This window comes from Pseudomonas sp. 2024-210 (assembly GCF_045062345.1).
Classification (GTDB): Bacteria; Pseudomonadota; Gammaproteobacteria; order Pseudomonadales; family Pseudomonadaceae; genus Aquipseudomonas.
Genome location: NZ_JBJGEJ010000004.1, coordinates 18,496 through 38,082, shown reverse-complemented (window position 1 = coordinate 38,082; position 19,587 = coordinate 18,496). Strand labels below are relative to the sequence as shown.

21 protein-coding genes are annotated in these 19,587 nt (G+C 57.1%); 2 read left to right on the top strand and 19 right to left on the bottom strand.

All coding sequences use genetic code 11. From position 1 onward, the window contains the following. Positions 1-79: 79 nt before the first annotated feature. The 5 genes from fliA to ACI7MX_RS06930 all read right to left on the bottom strand — a co-directional run bounded on the left by fliA (position 80) and on the right by ACI7MX_RS06930 (position 6,262). Positions 80-823, bottom strand: a complete 744-nt coding sequence (gene fliA / locus ACI7MX_RS06950; RefSeq protein WP_314481551.1) for an RNA polymerase sigma factor FliA — start codon at positions 821-823, stop codon at positions 80-82. Beyond that, on the bottom strand, positions 820-1,650 hold the full coding sequence (fleN, locus tag ACI7MX_RS06945; RefSeq protein WP_314481548.1) for a flagellar synthesis regulator FleN: 831 nt from the start codon (positions 1,648-1,650) through the stop codon (positions 820-822). The genes fliA and fleN overlap by 4 nt, the downstream gene beginning before the upstream one ends. Before the next feature lie 116 nt (positions 1,651-1,766). Further along, positions 1,767-3,080, bottom strand: coding sequence for a flagellar biosynthesis protein FlhF (flhF, locus tag ACI7MX_RS06940; protein ID WP_405588015.1), 1,314 nt, complete (start codon positions 3,078-3,080; stop codon positions 1,767-1,769). A gap of 10 nt (positions 3,081-3,090) precedes the next feature. After that, positions 3,091-5,220: a flagellar biosynthesis protein FlhA gene (gene flhA, locus ACI7MX_RS06935; RefSeq protein WP_405588409.1), complete on the bottom strand. Its 2,130-nt coding sequence runs from the start codon at positions 5,218-5,220 to the stop codon at positions 3,091-3,093. A gap of 472 nt (positions 5,221-5,692) precedes the next feature. Next, positions 5,693-6,262 (bottom strand): hypothetical protein, encoded by a 570-nt coding sequence (locus ACI7MX_RS06930; protein ID WP_122783009.1) that lies wholly within the window; start codon positions 6,260-6,262, stop codon positions 5,693-5,695. 175 nt (positions 6,263-6,437) lie between these two features. On the opposite strand from ACI7MX_RS06930, the gene ACI7MX_RS06925 reads away from it, so the two are divergent. Further along, positions 6,438-7,547 (top strand): RHS repeat-associated core domain-containing protein, encoded by a 1,110-nt coding sequence (locus ACI7MX_RS06925; RefSeq protein ID WP_405588012.1) that lies wholly within the window; start codon positions 6,438-6,440, stop codon positions 7,545-7,547. An 8-nt stretch (positions 7,548-7,555) separates the two neighbouring features. Here ACI7MX_RS06925 and flhB read toward each other — a convergent pair whose 3' ends face one another. Genes flhB through fliL form a run of 8 tightly spaced genes read right to left on the bottom strand, consistent with a single transcriptional unit; the run spans position 7,556 to position 12,927 of the window. Continuing rightward, complete coding sequence (gene flhB / locus ACI7MX_RS06920) at positions 7,556-8,692, bottom strand: flagellar biosynthesis protein FlhB (protein ID WP_405588009.1); 1,137 nt, start codon at positions 8,690-8,692, stop codon at positions 7,556-7,558. Beyond that, positions 8,692-9,474, bottom strand: coding sequence for a flagellar biosynthetic protein FliR (fliR, locus tag ACI7MX_RS06915; RefSeq protein ID WP_314481534.1), 783 nt, complete (start codon positions 9,472-9,474; stop codon positions 8,692-8,694). The genes flhB and fliR overlap by 1 nt, the downstream gene beginning before the upstream one ends. Next, positions 9,475-9,744, bottom strand: coding sequence for a flagellar biosynthesis protein FliQ (fliQ, locus tag ACI7MX_RS06910; protein WP_314481530.1), 270 nt, complete (start codon positions 9,742-9,744; stop codon positions 9,475-9,477). A 3-nt stretch (positions 9,745-9,747) separates the two neighbouring features. Further along, positions 9,748-10,491 (bottom strand): flagellar type III secretion system pore protein FliP, encoded by a 744-nt coding sequence (gene fliP / locus ACI7MX_RS06905; protein WP_314481527.1) that lies wholly within the window; start codon positions 10,489-10,491, stop codon positions 9,748-9,750. Next, positions 10,491-10,931, bottom strand: a complete 441-nt coding sequence (gene fliO / locus ACI7MX_RS06900; protein ID WP_405588004.1) for a flagellar biosynthetic protein FliO — start codon at positions 10,929-10,931, stop codon at positions 10,491-10,493. Before fliO ends, fliP begins: the two co-directional genes overlap by 1 nt. Further along, entirely contained in the window at positions 10,932-11,396 is a 465-nt protein-coding gene (gene fliN / locus ACI7MX_RS06895; RefSeq protein WP_314481524.1) for a flagellar motor switch protein FliN, read from the bottom strand. It abuts the gene before it with no gap. A gap of 58 nt (positions 11,397-11,454) precedes the next feature. After that, complete coding sequence (gene fliM / locus ACI7MX_RS06890) at positions 11,455-12,423, bottom strand: flagellar motor switch protein FliM (RefSeq protein WP_314481520.1); 969 nt, start codon at positions 12,421-12,423, stop codon at positions 11,455-11,457. A gap of 9 nt (positions 12,424-12,432) precedes the next feature. Next, positions 12,433-12,927 carry a flagellar basal body-associated protein FliL gene (gene fliL / locus ACI7MX_RS06885; RefSeq protein ID WP_405588000.1) on the bottom strand — a complete coding sequence of 165 codons (495 nt, stop codon included), beginning with the start codon at positions 12,925-12,927 and terminating at the stop codon, positions 12,433-12,435. A gap of 151 nt (positions 12,928-13,078) precedes the next feature. Here fliL and ACI7MX_RS06880 point away from each other — a divergent pair, with 151 nt between their 5' ends. After that, a complete protein-coding gene (locus tag ACI7MX_RS06880) occupies positions 13,079-13,930 on the top strand; it encodes an AraC family transcriptional regulator (RefSeq protein WP_314481515.1) in 852 nt (283 codons plus the stop codon). Here the strand turns inward: ACI7MX_RS06880 and ACI7MX_RS06875 are convergent. From ACI7MX_RS06875 to fliJ, 6 genes are all read right to left on the bottom strand, one after another. Continuing rightward, entirely contained in the window at positions 13,927-14,514 is a 588-nt protein-coding gene (locus ACI7MX_RS06875; protein ID WP_314481512.1) for a LysE family translocator, read from the bottom strand. The two genes, ACI7MX_RS06880 and ACI7MX_RS06875, sit on opposite strands and share 4 nt — an antisense overlap. Positions 14,515-15,338: 824 nt before the next feature. Then, positions 15,339-16,574, bottom strand: a complete 1,236-nt coding sequence (locus tag ACI7MX_RS06870) for a flagellar hook-length control protein FliK (protein ID WP_405587995.1) — start codon at positions 16,572-16,574, stop codon at positions 15,339-15,341. A gap of 76 nt (positions 16,575-16,650) precedes the next feature. After that, complete coding sequence (locus ACI7MX_RS06865; RefSeq protein WP_314481507.1) at positions 16,651-17,013, bottom strand: Hpt domain-containing protein; 363 nt, start codon at positions 17,011-17,013, stop codon at positions 16,651-16,653. A gap of 30 nt (positions 17,014-17,043) precedes the next feature. After that, complete coding sequence (locus ACI7MX_RS06860) at positions 17,044-18,738, bottom strand: SpoIIE family protein phosphatase (RefSeq protein ID WP_405587992.1); 1,695 nt, start codon at positions 18,736-18,738, stop codon at positions 17,044-17,046. Next, positions 18,735-19,040 carry an STAS domain-containing protein gene (locus ACI7MX_RS06855; protein WP_314481501.1) on the bottom strand — a complete coding sequence of 102 codons (306 nt, stop codon included), beginning with the start codon at positions 19,038-19,040 and terminating at the stop codon, positions 18,735-18,737. The genes ACI7MX_RS06860 and ACI7MX_RS06855 overlap by 4 nt, the downstream gene beginning before the upstream one ends. 91 nt (positions 19,041-19,131) lie before the next feature. Beyond that, positions 19,132-19,587 carry a flagellar export protein FliJ gene (gene fliJ, locus ACI7MX_RS06850; protein ID WP_314481498.1) on the bottom strand — a complete coding sequence of 152 codons (456 nt, stop codon included), beginning with the start codon at positions 19,585-19,587 and terminating at the stop codon, positions 19,132-19,134.

The window sequence follows — 19,587 nt, the reverse complement described above, 5'->3', positions numbered from 1 at the left end:
CCACACCACGGGCTCAGGATTGACGATCGCTGCGCAATCGAACGCAGCCTGCGGCAGCTGCTACGAATGAATCAGTGTTTCAATGTGCGCGCCACTGGCCCAGACGGGCGCGCAAACGCGCGGCACACTGACTGTGCAACTGGCTGACCCGCGATTCGCTGACCCCCAGCACTTCGCCGATTTCCTTGAGGTTCAACTCCTCGTCGTAATACAGCGCCAGCACTAGACGCTCACGCTCAGGCAACAGACTGATGGCGTCGGTCAACGCCACCTGAAAGCGCTCGTCTTCCAGATCCCGAGAGGGTTCAAGGTGCGCGCTGGCGCCATCTTCATGCAGCCCTTCGTGCTCACCGTCCTGCAACAGATCATCGAAACTGAATAAGCGACTGCCCAGGGTGTCATTCAAAATGGCGTAATAATCATCAAGGCTTAACTGGAGTTCGGCCGCAACCTCGTGATCTTTAGCGTCACACCCGGTTTTTGCTTCAATAACGCGAATTGCGTCACTGACCATGCGCGTATTGCGGTGTACCGAGCGGGGTGCCCAGTCGCCCTTGCGCACTTCATCGAGCATGGCGCCACGAATGCGAATGCCCGCGTAGGTCTCAAAACTCGCACCCTTGGTCGCGTCGTACTTGGTCGACACTTCAAGCAGGCCGATCATCCCGGCCTGGATCAAATCATCCACCTGCACGCTGGCGGGCAAGCGCGCCAGCAGGTGATAGGCAATACGCTTGACCAACGGTGCGTAGCGCTCAATCAGTTCGTACTGATTGTCGCGTGACGCCTTGCTGTACATGCGATAGCCGCTCGCGGTCATCAATGCCGTCCTCCACCTGCTTGCTGCACAAGACGCTCGACAAAAAATTCGAGATGGCCTCGGGGATTGGCCGGTAAAGGCCACGTGTCGACTTTCTGCGCGATGGCTTTGAAGGCCAGCGAGCATTTGGAACGCGGGAATGCTTCATACACGGCGCGCTGTTTTTGCACGGCCTTGCGTACGCATTCGTCGTAGGGGATGGCGCCTACGTATTGCAGGGCAACATCAAGAAAGCGGTCCGTGACTTTGGTCAGCTTGGCAAACAGGTTGCGGCCTTCCTGCGGGCTTTGCGCCATGTTGGCCAATACCCGGAAGCGGTTCATGCCGTAATCGCGGTTCAGCAGTTTGATGAGCGCGTAGGCATCCGTGATGGACGTAGGCTCATCGCAGACCACCAGCAACACCTCCTGGGCGGCGCGAACAAAACTCACGACCGAATCACCGATCCCGGCGGCGGTATCAATCACCAGCACATCGAGGTTGTCACTGAGCTCGCTGAACGCCTGAATCAGTCCAGCATGTTGCGCCGGGCTCAGGTTGACCATGCTCTGGGTGCCAGATGCGGCCGGTACGATACGAATGCCGCCGGGGCCTGTGAGCAATACATCGCGCAGCTCACAACGACCCTCGACCACATCGGCCAGGGTGTATTTGGGGGTCAGTCCCAGCAGGACATCAACGTTGGCCAACCCCAGATCAGCGTCCATCAACATCACACGTCGACCCATTTCGGCCAAGGCGATGGACAAATTCACTGACACGTTAGTTTTACCGACGCCACCCTTGCCGCCGGTTACTGCGATCACCTGTACGGGATGCATGCTGCCCATGATCTTTCTTACCTTGTCTTACTTAGACGCGGCTACAACGGCTGGCTGCGCGTGCCCATTGGCACCACACCTTGCAAACCATCGATGTAGGTACATTGCAACTCATCGTGTGTCGCTCAACCGACCCGATCGCGGGGGTTGGTATAGATATCAGCAAACATGTCGGCCATGGCCTCCTCGCTGGGATCTTCCTGCATTTGTACACTGACGGCGCGACTCACCAACTGATGACGACGCGGCAGATGCAGGTCGTCCGGGATACGCGGGCCGTCGGTCAGATACGCCACCGGCAAATCGTTGCTGATCGCCAGGCTCAGTACTTCGCCCAAACAGGCGGTTTCATCGAGTTTGGTCAGGATACATCCGGCCAGACCGCAGCGTTTATAGCTGAGGTAGGCGGCCTGCAACACTTGCTTCTGACTGGTGGTGGCCATTACCAGGTAATTGCGTGCCTTGATTCCGCGCCCCGCCAGGCTTTCCAGTTGCAGGCGCAGGGCTGGATCACTGGCTTGCAGGCCAGCGGTGTCAATCAACACCACGCGCTTGCGCGCCAAGGGTTCGAGCGTCTGCCCCAACGACTGGCCCGGCGCCACATGCGTCACCGGAACGTTGAGAATCCGGCCCAGGGTCTTGAGTTGCTCCTGAGCGCCAATACGAAAGCTATCCATGCTCACCAATGCGATATGTTGCGCGCCGTACTTGAGTACATAGCGCGCCGCCAGCTTCGCCAGCGTTGTGGTTTTACCCATACCAGCCGGGCCGACCATAGCAATCACGCCGCCTTCTTCAAGTGGCTCGATCTCCGGGGTCGTAATCATCCTCGCCAGGTGCGCCAACAACATGCGCCAAGCCTGACGTGGCTCTTCAATTTCGGCAACTTGTGCCAATAAATCACGGGACAGCGGCCCCGACACACCAATGCGTTGCAACCGGCGCCACAAATTAGCTTGCGCAGGTTTGGCGCCTTGCAACTGGTTCCAGGCCAGCGAGCCCAGTTGCACTTCGAGTAATTCACGCAAGCCATTGAGCTCTGAACGCATGCTGTCAAAGACACGACGGTCAATGCCGGGCGCAAGCGCCGGAGCCGGACGCGGCGGCTCTTCGAGCGTCGGCTCGATCAGCGGTTCGGCAGCGGTCAAGGGCAAGCCGGCAAACAGTTGGCGATTGACCTCACCGTCGCCTTCGCCGCGCAGGCTTAACTCGGCCTGCGCCGAGACTATTTTGGACTGGGTCTTGCGCAGCTCTTCTTCAAGCTCCACGTTTGGCACACGAGGGGCCAGGGCAGATAGCTTGTAATCCAGCGCTGCGGTCAACTCAACGCCACCGGCGATGCGGCGATTGCCAATAATGGCGGCATCAGCGCCCAGCTCATCACGTATCAGCTTCATGGCCTGACGCATGTCGGCGGCGAAAAATCGCTTCACTTGCATAAATCAAACCTCAGCCGTTCGGGCCTACTGTCGCAACAATCGTGACTTGCTTGTTATCCGGAATTTCCTGGTACGCCAGCACATGCAGGTTAGGCACGGCCAAACGGCCAAAGCGTGAAAGCATTGCGCGTACCGGGCCTGCCACCAGCAAGATCACCGGGTTGCCTTGCATTTCCTGACGTTGCGCCGCGTCAATCAATGAGCGCTGTAGCTTTTCAGCCATGCTCGGCTCCAGCAAAACGCCCTCTTCCTGGCCTTGTCCGGCCTTTTGCAAACTATTGAGCAATATTTGTTCCAACCTGGGTTCCAAGGTGATCACAGGCAGCTCGGACTCAACGCCTACAATGCTTTGCACGATAGCGCGGGACAACCCGACGCGCACGGCAGCCACCAAAGCGGCAGTATCTTGACTCTTGTGAGCATTGTTGGCGACGGCCTCGGCAATGCTGCGAATATCGCGAACGGGCACTTGCTCAGCCAGCAGCGCCTGCAACACTTTGAGCAACTGAGAAAGGCTCAATACCCCCGGCACCAGTTCTTCTGCCAGCTTGGGCGAAGACTTGGCCAGCAACTGCATCAACTGCTGCACTTCTTCATGACCGATCAGCTCATGGGAGTGTTTGTACAGAATCTGGTTCAAGTGGGTCGCCACAACCGTACTGGCGTCCACCACCGTGTAGCCCAGCGCCTGGGCCTGATTGCGCTGACTGACCTCAATCCACACCGCTTCCAGGCCAAAGGCCGGGTCTTGGGTGGTGATCCCGTTGAGCGTGCCAAACACCTGCCCCGGGTTGATGGCCATTTCTCGATCCGGGTAAATCTCGGCCTCGGCCAGAATCACCCCCATCAAGGTCAAACGGTAGGCACTTGGGGCCAGATCGAGGTTGTCGCGAATATGCACCGTGGGCATCAGAAAACCCAGATCCTGAGAAAGCTTCTTGCGCACGCCTTTGATCCGCGCCAGCAATTGGCCACCCTGGTTGCGGTCCACCAACGGGATCAATCGATAGCCCACTTCAAGGCCAATCATGTCGATGGGCGTGACGTCATCCCAACCCAGCTCTTTGGTCTCTTGGGCGCGGGCCGGGGAAGGCAACAAGTCTTGCTGCAACTTCACTTCCTGCAAGGCCTGAGTTTTGGCTGCGCTTTGCTTCTTCCACATCAAATACGCCACGCCACCCGCGACGGCCGCCAGACTCAGAAAGGAGAAGTGCGGCATGCCCGGCACGATACCCATGACCCCCATCAGGCCTGCCGACACCGCCAGCGCTTTGGGCGAGGCGAACATCTGCCGGTTGATCTGCTTGCCCATGTCTTCGGAGCCGGAGGCGCGGGTGACCATGATCGCCGCGGCGGTGGACAGCAGCAACGAAGGCAACTGCGCCACCAAACCGTCACCGATGGTCAGCAAGGCGTATACCTTGCCAGCGTCAGTAAAGGTCATGCCGTGCTGAAAGATACCCACCGCCATGCCGCCGATCAGGTTGATAAACAGAATCAACAGACCTGCAATCGCATCCCCGCGCACGAATTTACTGGCACCGTCCATGGAGCCGTAAAACTCGGCCTCCTGGGCGACTTCCTGACGCCGCAGCTTGGCTTGGTTCTGGTCGATCAGGCCCGCATTGAGATCAGCATCAATGGCCATTTGCTTGCCGGGCATGGCGTCAAGGGTAAAACGTGCGCTCACCTCGGAAATACGCCCGGCACCTTTGGTCACGACGACAAAGTTGATGATCATCAAAATCGCGAAGACCACGATACCGACCACGTAATTGCCGCCGATCACCACCTCACCAAAGGCCTGAATCACCTTGCCGGCCGCGGCATGACCGTCCTGACCGTGGAGCATGACCACACGGGTGGAAGCCACGTTGAGTGCCAGCCGCATCAACGTCGCGACCAGCAAAATGGTGGGAAATACGGCGAAGTCCAGCGGGCGCAGCGCGTAGACGCAGACCAGCAGCACAACGATGGACAGGGCAATGTTGAAAGTGAAAAACACATCGAGGAGAAATGGCGGAATGGGCAACATCATCATTGCCAGCATCACTAACAGCAGCAACGGCACGCCCAACTGCCCTTGCCCCAAACCGGCCAGGCCGTTACGCGCTGTGTTGATTAACTGAGAACGATCCAATGACATTGCAACAAACCTTTAGCAAACTTTTGACGCTGAATGCGCCGTAAAGCCTGCCTTTGCAAGAAGCCTTCCAACTTTGGCCAATTGCCACATCAGAATCAAAAGCTACCCTCACCCTAGCCCTCTCCCAGAGGGTGAGGGGACTGGCCGTGTCGAGCTTTTGATTTGCTTTTGATCTTAGGCGCCCCGTTAACCACGCTGGCCGCAGGCGGGTATTGCGCAGTGGCTGCGTGCGGGCATGCCGAGCCACAGCGAGGCACCGAGTGGTAGGGGCAAGAGCGTTTGGTTACTTTGCGCTGCTCAAAGTGACGCGGCGTAAGGCCGCAACCCTGAGTGGCCGTTACGGCAGTAATGGATATCTCACAGTCCCTCAGCGTTTCAATCGCGGGCAAGCCCGCTGCACAAAGGCTTGCTGCATCGCTTCAGAGTTGTGTAAAAACCTTTTGGAGTGAGGGTATGGGTCCCGCCATCAATTCCATCGCCATTCACCCAAATCAATCACCAGGCATGCGCTGCTGTTGGCACCAAACACCACGTCAATCTTGCGGTTAGGCTCGTATCGCTCGCTACCATGCCCGCCAATCAAAATATCGCCACAACGACCATCGCGGGTTCTTGGACGATCTTTCCAGACCGGGACACTGTCCAACTGCAACTGACGCACCAGATTGCACAGGATAAAACTGCGCACACAACGCCCATTGATGCCTTCAAAGCTCAGAGACTTGCGCAAAAATTGCAGGATGCTGTCGCGCTCCTTGAAGCACCGATCCATGATCGCTGAGTAATACTCCTCACTGCCCCACCCTTGCGGAGCGGTGGGCAAAGAAATTACCGCCAGCAAGTTGGAGCCTTCGGTGCTAAACCCGACGATGCGCTGATCAGAGAGTTGATCTATCCAGAAAATCGCAAACGTACCCTCCAGCGCAGGGAACTTGGGGAATAACCCATCCAGGTCTACATGCGCCGTGGCAAAAGAATCACTCAACGCATAAGTGCGAACGGCACCATCAGGAATCAGGGTTAACTCGATCGACATCGCGCCTCTCCTTGCCTGCACACGAATTAATGTGACACCTGCTGTCACAAGTTAAGCAGATTTGCACGAAGCCTCTACTGACAAAAATGACAGTGATCCGGGCAATCCTGACAGTACCCCGCGAATCGCATAAAGCTCAGCATGGTTCACCCCACGCGTTTGATGGCGAGAGCACATGAAAAAGACACTACGCTGCACCTATCACTACGATCCACTCAACCGATTAAGCGCCGTGCAGCCCGAACGACAATCAAACGGCCTGCGGTTTTATTGCCAGAACCGGATCGTCACATCCCTCCATGACAATACGCAACACTCGATCATGCACACTGGCGATCAAGTGCTTGCCCAACAGTCACACGAGGCCCATGACTCAACCAGCACCTTGCTCGGGACCGACGCACAGCGTTCTGTAATGCACGCAGTGAGTGGTACAAAACAGCAGGTCTTTGCCTATTCGCCATTTGGTCATACGCCCGCCATGCAGGCTCATCATCTATTAGGCTTTAACGGTGAACGGGCAGATCCAATAACAGGCCATTACTTGTTGGGCAATGGCTACCGGGCGTTTAACCCGGTGTTGATGCGCTTTAATAGCCCGGACAGTTGGAGTCCATTTGGCAGAGGCGGTATCAACGCATACGCCTACTGCGCAGGAGACCCCATCAATTGCCAGGACCCCACAGGGCATGTGCTGAACAAGATTTTGAAAATGGTGCCATTGCCACCTCCCAGGCCGGCATCAACGCTGAGCACTAAAGCAGTTATCGCCAACGTGCCTGCACAGCCACAAAAAATGCTTCAAACGCCCATTGGCAGAAGGTCCTCAGATGTGTCGGATGCCCTCAAGGCTAAAGAGCGCCTGCAACGCGACCCCATCATAAATGGCAGTTCGAAAAATGATCTGGTTGCCTTTCACGGCTCTACTAAGCAGCATCAAGAAAGCTTGGCCGCTGGATTGAGTGCGCAAAAAATGGGTACTCGAAACGGGCTCGATAGCGGCCCGGGATTTTACGCAACGCCCAGCTTTAAATCCGCCCAAGGATGGGCAAGCACCTCGAAACGGGCCGAGAACAGCACACCCCAGGTATATGGTGTTTATGCCAAGAATTTTCACAGCCTCAAAAATGGACGCGACTACACCCTAAGCACTGAACTCAATACTGAAATAGCTGAACACATACAAATTATTTTTCGAGAATCGGCTTATCCGGCATTGTCGATAGCGCCGTTGGCCCGCAAGAACATCACCATTCGAATGACATCGTTTGAGGCGCCGTTTTGATATACAGATTATTCATCGCGGCGTAAATCTGGCGGAATCGGCAAATCGTCAAGGGGATCAGGCCGCTTGCCCTTCCCTGCCTGGTATTGGCGAATCTGGTACACGTACGCCAGCACCTGCGCCACGGCCAGATACAACCCGGCCGGGATTTCCTGATCGAGCTCGGTGGAGTAATAGATGGACCGCGCCAATGCAGGCGATTCCAGCAGCAAGATGGTGTGCTTGGCGCCAATCTCACGAATTTTCAATGCCAGAAAATCACTGCCTTTGGCCAGCAACATCGGCGCCCCGCCCTTTTCAGGGTCGTATTTGAGCGCCACCGCGTAATGGGTCGGGTTGGTGATGATCACATCAGCGTCCGGTATGGCCGCCATCATGCGTCGCTGGGACATCTCCCTTTGCAACTGGCGAATGCGTTGTTTGACCTCAGGGCGGCCTTCTTGATCCTTGTGCTCGTCGCGCACTTCCTGCTTGGTCATCAGCAGCTTCTTGTGGCTTTCCCACAACTGCACCGGCACGTCCACCGCAGCGATCAGGATCAACCCGCAAGCCATCCACAAAGCGCTCCAGGCCACCACTTGCAGACTGTGAATCACCGCCTGTTCAAGGGGTTCCTGAGCAATGCGCAACAAGTCGTCAATATCGGACTGCAAAACCAGCAACGCGACAATCAGGACGATAAAAAACTTGGCCAAGGCTTTGAGCAACTCGACCAGCGCTTTGGCCGAGAACATGCGCTTGAGCCCGGCGGCAGGGTTCATGCGGCTGAATTTTGGCGCCATGCTGCCTGCGGCAAACAACCAACCGCCCAGCGCGATAGGCCCCACCAGCGCGGCAATCAACAAGGTAATCAATACCGGCTGTACGGCGAGCAAGGCGACTTTGCCGGAGTGCAGTAAAAACGCGCCCATCGAGTCGGTGTTCAGCAGGGTCTCGCGGCTGATGCTGAAGTTGTAACGCATCAACTCCATCATGTCCTGGGCCAGCGCACCGCCAAAAATCAGCAAGCCTATAGAGCCGGCCAGCATGATGGCCAAGGTGTTGAGCTCTTTGGAGCGCGCGATTTCACCCTTTTCCCTGGAGTCTTTTTTTCGCTTCTCCGTGGGGTCTTCTGTTTTATCGGCACCACTTTCGCTTTCTGCCACTATTTGGCCCTCGCCAGTTCGCGAAGAAACTGCAACGCCTCGGTGGCCAGCGGCTGATACTGGTTGAGGATGTCGGCCATGCTGATCCACAGAATCACCATGCCCAACACCAACGTCAGCGGAAAGCCGATGGCGAAGATGTTAAGTTGTGGCGCAGCACGGGTCATCACACCAAAGGCAATATTGACCACCAGCAAGGCGGTGATCGCCGGCAATACCAGCAACAAGGCAGCGCCTAGCACCCAGCCGAGCTTGTTGGCGATTTCCCAATAGTGGTTGGTCAGCAAGCCACCGCCCACCGGCAAGGTCGTGAAGCTTTCGGTGAGCACCTCAAACACCACTAAATGTCCGTTCATGGATAGAAACAATAACGTCACCAGCATGGTGAAAAACTGCCCGATGACTGCCACGTTGACACCGTTGGCCGGGTCGACCATCGAGGCAAAGCCCATGCCCATCTGAATCGCGACAATCTGCCCGGCCACCACAAACGCCTGAAAGAACAGTTGCAGCGAGAACCCCAACAAAGCACCAATCACGATTTGTTCGGCGATCAGCATCAAGCCGCTCAGGTCCAGCGGATTGACGGTGGGCAGCGGCGGCAAGCTGGGCATGATCGCCAGGGTGATGGCCAGCGACAGAAACAGCTTGATGCGCTTGGGCACCAGGGTCGTGCCAATGATCGGCATCGTCGTCAGCAGAGCACCCACCCGGAACAGCGGCAGCATAAAGCTGGCGACCCAAGTACTGATCTGCGCGTCTGTCAGGGCGAGCAGTGACATTTAGCCGATCAACTGCGGAATGCTGCCGTACAACTGCAGGATGTATTCCATAAAGGTTTGCACCAGCCATGGCCCGGCCACGATCAAGGTCACCAGCATGACCAACAGGCGCGGAAGAAAGCTCAAAGTTTGCTCGTTGATTTGAGTGGCCGCCTGAAACATCGCCACCAGCAGGCCCACCAGCAAACTGGGGATAACCAGCACCGCGACCATTATCGTGGTCAGCCACAGCGCGCTGCGAAACAGATCAACCGCAACTTCCGGCGTCATGCGCTACACCCCGCCAAAACTACTGGCCAGGGTGCCAATAATCAGCGCCCAGCCATCGACCAGTACAAACAGCATGATTTTGAACGGCAGCGAGATGATTAACGGCGAGAGCATCATCATGCCCATGGCCATCAACACACTGGCCACCACCAGATCGATGATCAGGAACGGGATGAAAATCATAAAGCCGATCTGGAACGCGGTCTTCAGCTCAGACGTGACAAAGGCCGGTACCAAAATGGTCAAGGGCGCGGCGTCGGGTGTGGCAATGTCGGTGCGCTTGGACAGGCGCATAAACAAGTCGAGATCGCTGGTACGGGTTTGCGCCAGCATAAAGTCCTTGATCGGACCTTCGGCCTTGAGAATGGCGTCCTGCGCGGACATTTTTTCGGCGAGGTAAGGCTGCAAGGCGTCGTTATTCACCTTGTCGAACACGGGCGCCATGATAAACATCGTCAGAAACAGTGCCATGCCAGTGAGGATCTGGTTCGAGGGCGTTTGTTGCAAACCCAGTGCCTGACGCAGGATCGAGAACACGATGATGATCCGGGTAAAACTGGTCATCAACATGACGAACGCCGGAATAAAACTCAGCGCGGTCATGATCAACAGAATTTGCAGGCTGACCGAATATTCCTGCTGACCATTGGCGCCGGTGCCCAGCGTGATGGCCGGGATGGACAGCGGATCAGCACCCCACGCCAGCGGGGCAAGCAACGCTAAAAACAGCGCGACAACTAAACGCATTACGGCTTGTCCTTTTGCTGACCCAGTACTTCCATCAATCGCTTGGCAAATTCGGGCGTTGCCTTTTGCGCCGTGTCCGGCACCTGCACAAGCTCTTTAAGCACATGCAAGGGCGTAATGCGCCCCGGCGTCAGCCCCAACAGGATTTGTTCGTTGCCCACCTGCACCAGCACCAGACGGTCACGCGCCCCCAGTGCCCGCGAACTGATCAACTCGATGACCTGCCCCTGCCGTGTACCGGTGCTCTGCACTCGCCGCAACAGCCAGGCCAAAGCAAAAATCAGCCCCAGCACCAGCAACAAGCCCATGACCAACTGCATCAGTTGACCACCCACGCCTGCACTCACCACAGGCGCAGCCGTGGCCGCCGCGCTGACCACCGGCTCCGCTGCCAGCGCGCTAAGGGGCAACGCCAATAAACCGCCGAGAAACCGCTTCACTTAGCGCAGCTTCTTGATGCGTTCGCTTGGACTGATCACGTCGGTCAGACGGATACCAAACTTTTCGTTGACCACCACCACTTCGCCATGAGCGATCAGGGTGCCATTCACCAGGACATCCAGCGGTTCGCCGGCCAGACGATCCAGTTCGATGACCGAGCCCTGATTGAGTTGCAGCAAGTTGCGGATATTGATTTCGGTGCTGCCCACTTCCATGGAAATGGACACCGGAATATCCAGAATCACATCCAGATTGGGACCGTCCAGCGTCACCGGCTCGTTGTTGCGCGGCACGCTGCCGAACTCTTCCATCGCCAGGCGATTAGAGACCGGTTTGCTGGCCGCATCAGCCGCCAGCAGCGCATCAATGTCCGCCTGACCGACATCGCCGGTTTCCTCCAGCGCTGCCGCCCATTCATCAGCCAGAGCCTGATCTGCAGCAGTTGTATCGTGTTCGTTAGCCATGGGTGTCCTCGGCGAGCAGTCAATCGTTAACACAGCATTTTTTTAAAAGAGCCGGCGCCTAGCGCCGACCGATAGGCTCAACCACTTGCAAGGCAAGATTGCCTTTGTGCGAACCCAGTTTGACCTTGAACGAAGGCACGCCATTGGCGCGCATCACCAGTTCGTCATTCAGCTCAATCGGGATCACATCCCCCGGCTGCATATGCAAAATGTCGCGCAGACGCAACTGACGGCGGGCCACGGTGGCGCTCAAGGGCACGTTGACGTCCAGCACGTCTTCACGCAGGGCCTTGCTCCAGCGCTCGTCCTGATCGTCCAGGTCAGACTGGAATCCGGCATCGAGCATTTCGCGCACCGGCTCGATCATCGAGTACGGCATGGTGACGTGAAGATCGCCACCCCCACCGTCGAGTTCGATATGAAAGGTCGAGACCACAACGGCTTCGCTGGGGCCGACAATATTGGCCATCGCAGGGTTCACTTCCGAGTTGATGTACTCGAAATTGACTTCCATGATCGCTTGCCAGGCCTCCTTCAAATCAACGAAGGCCTGCTCCAGCACCATGCGCACCACGCGCAACTCGGTAGGCGTGAACTCACGGCCTTCGATCTTGGCATGACGACCGTCACCGCCAAAAAAGTTGTCCACCAGCTTGAACACCAGCTTGGCGTCGAGGATGAACAGCGCCGTGCCGCGCAACGGTTTGATCTTGACCAGATTGAGGCTGGTGGGCACGTACAGCGAATGCACATACTCGCCGAACTTCATCACCTGCACCCCGCCCACCGCCACGTCCGCCGAACGACGCAGCATGTTGAACATGCTGATGCGGGTGTAACGGGCGAAACGCTCATTGATCATTTCCAGGGTCGGCATGCGGCCCCGGACAATCCGGTCCTGACTGGTCAGGTCGTAACTTTTGACACTGCCGGGCTCGGCAGCTACTTCGGCCTGTACCAGACCGTCGTCGACGCCATGTAACAGCGCGTCAATTTCATCCTGGGACAGCAGGTCTTGCACGGCCATGTCGTGGTCCTACTGCAATACAAAGTTAGTAAAGAGCACCTGATCGATCACTACTTTTCCGAGTTCTTTCTGCGCGACTTCCTGCACGCTGGCAGTCGCCTTCTGACGCAGCATTTCCTGGCCGACCGGGGTGGCCAGGTTATCGAACGATTGCCCGGAAAAAAGCATCACCAAATTATTGCGAATGACCGGCATATGCACCTTGAGCGCATTGAGGTCGTTCTGATCGCGGGCCTGCAGGCTCATGCTCACTTGCATGTAGCGCTGGCGACCATTGGTATTGAAATTCACCACGAACGCCGGCGACATAGCTTCGTAAATGGCCGGCAGCTTAGCGCTGGAAGCCTCGGCCGCTGGCGTGGAATCCTCGCTGGCAGACTTCATGAAATACCAGGTCGCGCCCACTGACACGCCCATCGCCAGCAGCACGGCCACTGCGATCAGGATAATCAGCTTGAGTTTGCCTTTATCGGCGGGGTCCTTTACTGCGTCGCTCGTCGCCATGCCAATAATCCGTCACTTTTAGGGTTTCACAGGTGCACGCAAAGGCAGAGCAAGTGTTATGCCAGAAGCTAGACTGAGGCGTGTTTCAGACAAACCACAGGGTGCTGCGTTGTCGTGAGGGGCAGGTTCATCGTAGAGTCGGATCGCTTTCATGAAGGCTCATGATCAGGTAAATACCATGCTGCTTGATGTGCCCAGTGCAACACCGCTGTTCTGGCGCGACGCTGACTTGCCGTTCATCGAGGCACGCTCGATTGCGGACGGTCGCAAGGTCAGCTACGCCCGGCACTCCCACACGATTTTTTCCATTGGCGCGATCACTTCGGGCCGCTGTGAGTACTTGCACGAAAAGACCCGCCTTGAAATCGGCGCCGAAACGGTCGTATTGATGAATCCGGGCAACGTACACGCCTGTAATCCGGTCGACGATCAGCCCTGGTCTTACGTGATGCTGTATGTAGACCCTCAATGGCTGGCGGGTATTCAGCACGCGTCAGAGTCGATTGATAGCCCGTTTTTTGAACCGGTCGCAGCCACTCACACACAGTCCGCCGAGGTGTTTAAAGCGCTTGTCGACTTCTACACAACACTGGTCGACCCCAGCGTCGCTGTAATGGCCAAACATGAAGCCGCCATTGGTTTTTTCACGCTGATGCAGCAGACACTAGCGCGCTCGACTGCGCCTATGAAAATGACCAGCCCCAAAGTCGAACGGGTTGCGCAATTTATCGATGCGCATTACCTGAGCAACATCCGCTTGCAGGACATGTGCGACGCGGCGAATTTGTCGGAGGCCTACCTGATACGCGCCTTTGAATTGCGCTATCACATGACACCCCACGCCTACTTGCTCAATCGGCGGATACAACACGCACAAAGGCAACTGCGCAACGGGGCCTCCATCGCCGACATCGCTCAGCAAGCGGGCTTCTCTGACCAGGCGCATTTCCAGCGTGTGTTCAAAAAACACATCGCCGCCACACCCGGCCAATACAAGGCTTAAATCATCAGCAGCGACGCGGCACACCCGGCCAGCATGACTGCCATGCTGCGATTGAGCAGACGAATGCGCGGCGCACTGCGTAAAAATCGAGCCAGAAACGCACCGGCGTAGGCCCAACAGCCGACGGACAGGTAGCAGACCCCAAAATAGATCAAGGCAAACCAGCCAATCAACGTGGCCTCGCCACTGGCGACAAACGCCCCCATGCCTGCTACCGCTGCCAGCCAGGCTTTAGGGTTCAGCCATTGCATGGCAGCGCCTTGCATAAAGGACGGCGGCGGGATGGCGCTTTTAACATCGAGACGCCCGTCACTGACGGCCAGTTTCCAGGCCAGGTACAGCAAAAAAGCCATGCCAGCCCAGCGAATCAGCTCGGTCAGCACCGGCCACCGCTCCAGCACTTCGTGCAGGCCAAAACCGGTAAACAACAGCAGCACGACGAAGCCTACCGTGGCGCCCAGCACATGGCGCAAACTGGCGCCCAGGCCGTATTGCATCCCGCAGCTCAGGGCCACGACATTGACCGGCCCGGGGGAAATGGACGCGGCTAATGCAAACGCTGCCATTGATAAAAATACACTCATGGTCCGTGCTCTCCGCTCTATGACTGAGCGCTAAGGGAATCATCTTGAGCGGGCCATGTATTGAACAAAACTGCTCTGATGAGCGAGCTTGTTATTGGCTTGTTATTGGCTTGTGATCTGCTTGTGATCTGGCTTTTGACTTGGCTTTTGATCTGCCGCCCCTTCGGGAGGCCGAGTGGAGGTTTCGCGGAGTGGGTCGACCGGCATGGATGCCGGGAGAGCTGCGATCGGGCCATGGATGGCCCGTCGCAGCGTGCCCACGGAGCGGAACCGGAGTGAGGGGCACCTGAGCGAAGCGAGGGCCGTACGCGGGGGCGGAAGCGCTTTGGTTACTTTGCCGCTTTTGCAAAGTGACACGCCGTAAGGGCGTAACCATAACTTCAACTAGACGCTAGTAATGGATATGTACTCGAAGCTTTTAATAGGCCCGTGTACATATCCATGTAATACGTTAAATCTTTCTACGGGTTCCGCCCTTACGGCGGCTCACTTTTGTCAAACAGCCGAGTGTCGGACCACCACAAAAGTAAGCAAAAAGTCCTTGCCCCCGCGTACGGCCCTCGCTTCGCTCAGGTGTCCCTCACTCCGGTCCCGCTCCGTGGGCACGCCGTGACGGGCCATCCTTGGCCCAACACGGCTCTCCCGGCATCCATGCCGGTCGACCCACTGCGCAGAACCTCCATTCGGCCTCCCGAAGGGGCGGCAGATCAAGATCAAAAGCCAAATCAAAAGCCAGATCACACGCCAGATCACACGCCAGATCACAAGCTACTTACGAGCTTTGGCGCTGACTGGGGACGAACGTTGCAACTACAGAGTTGGGCTTACGCGTAATAATCCACCGCACTGCTACCCAGTACGACACGCGGCGCTAAAGGCTCTGCTACAGCCCCCGCAGGATCCTCAGCACTAGTGCTCTCAAGCCTTTGGCCCCCAGAGCTACTCTGTGCCTGATGCTCCTGACCCTGACCTTGCCATTGACGCGATTGATCAGAGACATTCACGTCAACCTGCCCCATGCCTTGCTGGGCAAACATCTCCCGCAGGCGGTGCATCTGGCTGTCCAGCGCCTCACGCACACCCGCATGGCCGCTGACGAAGTTAACCTGAGCCGCCTGATCGGCGCTGATGTTGACGCGAATGTCCAGACGCCCCAGTTCCGCAGGCTCCAATTGAATATCGGCCGATTTGAGGTTGGCACTGGACAGGTACATCACCCGGTTGACGACTTCTTCAGACCAGCCGCTCTGGTGCATGGCTAAAGGCTGGTTGATCGGCAGCGCGTTGGCTGTTTTGGGCACCGCTGCCTGAGTCAATGCAGCCAGACGGTTGGAAAAGTCATCGACCCGCGTGTCGCTGGACGCGCTTTTAAGGTCTTTTAGGCCCTCATCGATCAGCCCTTTAAACGCTTTATCGCCCCCTTCACCCTGCTCTGCTGCATCGGCTTGCGCGTCAATCAACAGGGCTACAGAAGTGACAGGTCCTTGAGTGTTCGCTGCATTGTTGTCTGCGCTGCCAGATTTGGCTGGCGCCTTGCTACCGGCAGAAATATGACCGCCCTGTTCCATTGCCAGCCGTAATGCAGGCAAATCATCCAACGGGTCGGCGGGCGGTTCAGCGGTGTCGTCCGCCACTGGTTCAGGCTGAACCTGGGTGGCGGCGATCAACGCCAGCGTGGGCGGCGGCTGAACATCGCCCTGATTCGGCTCGACACTGGCTTGAGGCTCGGTTGATTCGACCACCGGCGCCGTGGCAAGCGGGTCCGGCGCGGGAGCCGTGTCGCCCAGGGGGGCAACGCTCCGGTCAGTGTCCGCAGTGTCCTTGGCCTTGCCAGCAGGCAAGGATTTGCCGCTTTCGGCAACCGTCGATGATGTCTTGGCGCCTGCCATCTGCTTGGCAACCGGTTCCGGCGCTTTGTTAAACACTGGATCGGACGCCTTGGCATACACCCTGGAAAATGTTTGCCGGCCGGCTTCAGCAGGCTGTGCAGCCTTGCTGGCAGCGGCCTTGGACGCTGCGGCGGCAGGTGATGATAGAAGCGGGTTGGCAGCAAATGGCATTGATGAGTCTCCGCTGCACGGCAGGCGTAGGTGCAGGTCAGAGATTCAGAGCAAGGTTCGGGCCAATTTGGCCCATTCAGTTCGAGGCGGACTCGGACGCGGCGTAACGCTGTCGCTCGGCGACATAAAGTCGACGGACCATTTGGTACTCATCACTGATTTCGATAACGAGTGCCTCGACACCCGCCAACTGCTTTTTGTGTGCACGCTCTTCAAGCTGACCGCACAGGTGCGCCAAACGAATGGCACCCATGTTGCTGCTACTGCCCTTGAAGCTGTGAGCAACCGATGTCAGGTCGCTGGCGAGATGGGCAGATTTAAGCTGGTCGAGGCGTTCTTGCGAGTCCGAAAGAAAGGTATCGAGCAGGTCTGCAAACCCGCCCTCCATCATGTCGCGTAAGGCATTGACTACGTTGGGGTCCATATGAATGTCAGACACTTGCTCACTCCTTGATCAAGAATGCACAGATTATGCCTCAGCCTCCCACGAAAACTCTACGGTCGCGCTTCGACCATCGTCGGACCAACGTACCTGCGGGCACATATGCCGGATCAAACTGACCCCCCGACCCGATAAACGGTCTCTGTCCAAGGGCCTGGCCAGGATGCTGGCGACGTTAAAGCCTGCACCGCTGTCTTCCACGCAGAGCACCGCCCTACCGCCTTCGCGCAGGGGTATTACGTGTAATTTCACACGCACATAACCGTCCTTCAAGGTGGCCAGACGCTCTTTGCGCAGCTCGTAATATTTTGTAAACCCTTGAGGGTCGCGTTTGAGGCTTGAGTCCAGGCCCAGCACGCCATGTTCCAGCGCATTGCTGTAAAGCTCGGACAGTACTGCATGGATAACCGCCCCTTGGGGCCGCAACCCATGAACCTCCATCAGCAAATGCAACAGATACGGCAGCGGGTTGAACTGTTGCAGCGAAACGGCGCGAAACTCAAAGCTGGCCGACCAGTCAAGCGGACTGCACTGGCCACTGTCGGAATAGAGCATGGCCGGCGCGCCCAACTTCTGCGGCAACTGTGAGGTGATATGCACCATGCTGATGTCATCACGGCTGCTCCCTTGAAAATCGCGCAGCGCCTGTTCAACCTCGGTAATCAACTGTTGCGGATCGCGGTTGTGTGCAATCACCCGCTGCAAGCGCTCGACCCCAAACAGCTGATCATCGGGACCACTGGTCTCGATCACCCCATCCGTCAATAAAAACAGTTGATCACCGGGCAACATCGGCCACACCTGCGTGCCATGGTCGAAGCGCTGCGCGGGCAACACACCCAAAGGCAAATGCTGCGAAGTCAGGATCGTGTCATGACCCGTCAAACTCAGTAGATAGCCATCGGGCATACCGCCATTCCAGACTTCTACACTGCGCCGCAGCGCGCTCACACAGGCCAATGTGGCGCAGCAAAACATGTCAGTGGGCAATATGCGCTTGAGCTTGGCGTTCATTTCTCGAAGTATCTCGCCCAACCTGTAGCCCTTGGCCGTCATGCTGTAGAACACCTCAGCCAGCGGCATCGCGCCAATCGCAGCCGGCAATCCGTGGCCGGTGAAGTCGGCAAGCAACAGGTGTGTATCGCCGGTCGGGGTGTAGGCGGCCAGCAATAAATCGCCATTGAACAGCGCATACGGTGACTGCAAATAACGAATATTGGGCGCACTCAAACACCCTGAGTGCGCCACCCGATCAAACACCGCTTTGGCCACACGCTGTTCATTGAGCAGATAGAGGTTGTGCCGCACGATTTGATCGCGCTGTTGCAACACCGTGTCTTGCAAGCGCCGCAAGCGATCCATCACGGTGATTTTCGCCGCCAGCACCAATGGGTTGTAGGGTTTGATCAGCACATCGTCGCCGCCCGCTTCAAGCGTACGCGCCAACGCGTGCGCGTGATCAAGCGAGGTGAGGAAAATCACCGGCACCAGTGCATCACCGGCCAGCGCCTTGATCTGGCGAGTGGCCTCAAACCCGTCCATCACCGGCATCAAGGCGTCCATCAACACCAGATGTGGACGCTCGCGGATAAACAGTTCGACGGCCTCAGCACCATTGAACGCCAACAGCACATGGTGCCCCTGCTTTTGCACGATCTTTGAAAGCAGCATACGGTCAACCGCGCTGTCTTCAGCAATCAGTATCGTCAGCGGGCTGTTCACGTGATATCGAACAGTTGGTTGAAGTTAGAAATGTCCAGGGTTTTGCTGACATCCAGGCTACTGTTGATGATCCGGATATCCGACTCATCTGCGCCTGCATAATCGCGCAACATCAACAACATCCCCAGCGCCGAACTGTCGAGGTAGGTGGTGTCCTTCAAATCCACCACGATCGATTGCGGCTTGGGCTGAAGTTTTTCGTAAGCGTCACGAAATTCTTGATGCTTGGCAAAATCGAACCGGCCTTTGATCGCGATTGTCAGTTTGCTGCCGTCTTCCGAAATTACGGACGTAACTGCCATAAGCGTGCTCCCGTGTCAGGTGTCGGTTTGACAGAGAGACTATAGACGGTCAGATAACGGAGCACTTGCAGCCTTGGCTTCTGGTCAGTGACTACTCGATTGGCGCTATCCGCACCAGACGCTGAGACAATTCGTCCATCAGCTTTTGTTCGCGCTTGTCTTCCAACTGGCGGGCTTCATCGGCGTAGCGCTGCACCAGCTTGCGCAACCCTTCGACCCGGGCGTAGGCCTGTTGCCAGGTTTCGCGGGCCTTGTTGAGGTTGTTTTCATGCCACACCAGACTTTGCCGTTGCTGAGAGACCGCGGTTTCCAGCTGATTAAGAAAGTACTGGTAGTTGCGCATCCATTGCCCGCTCACACCTTGACTGCCACGTTCGACCCATTGCGCCTGGTAGTCGCCACGGAAGTTTTCGAGATCGCCGAGTTTGCTGTTGGCCAGATTGACCTGCCCCTGAAAGTGCCCAAGGCGCATGGCCGCAGCCTTTTCGGTTTTCTCGGCCATGTCGACCACAGGCGCAAGACGCGCTGCCCTTCCATCTTTGGCCAC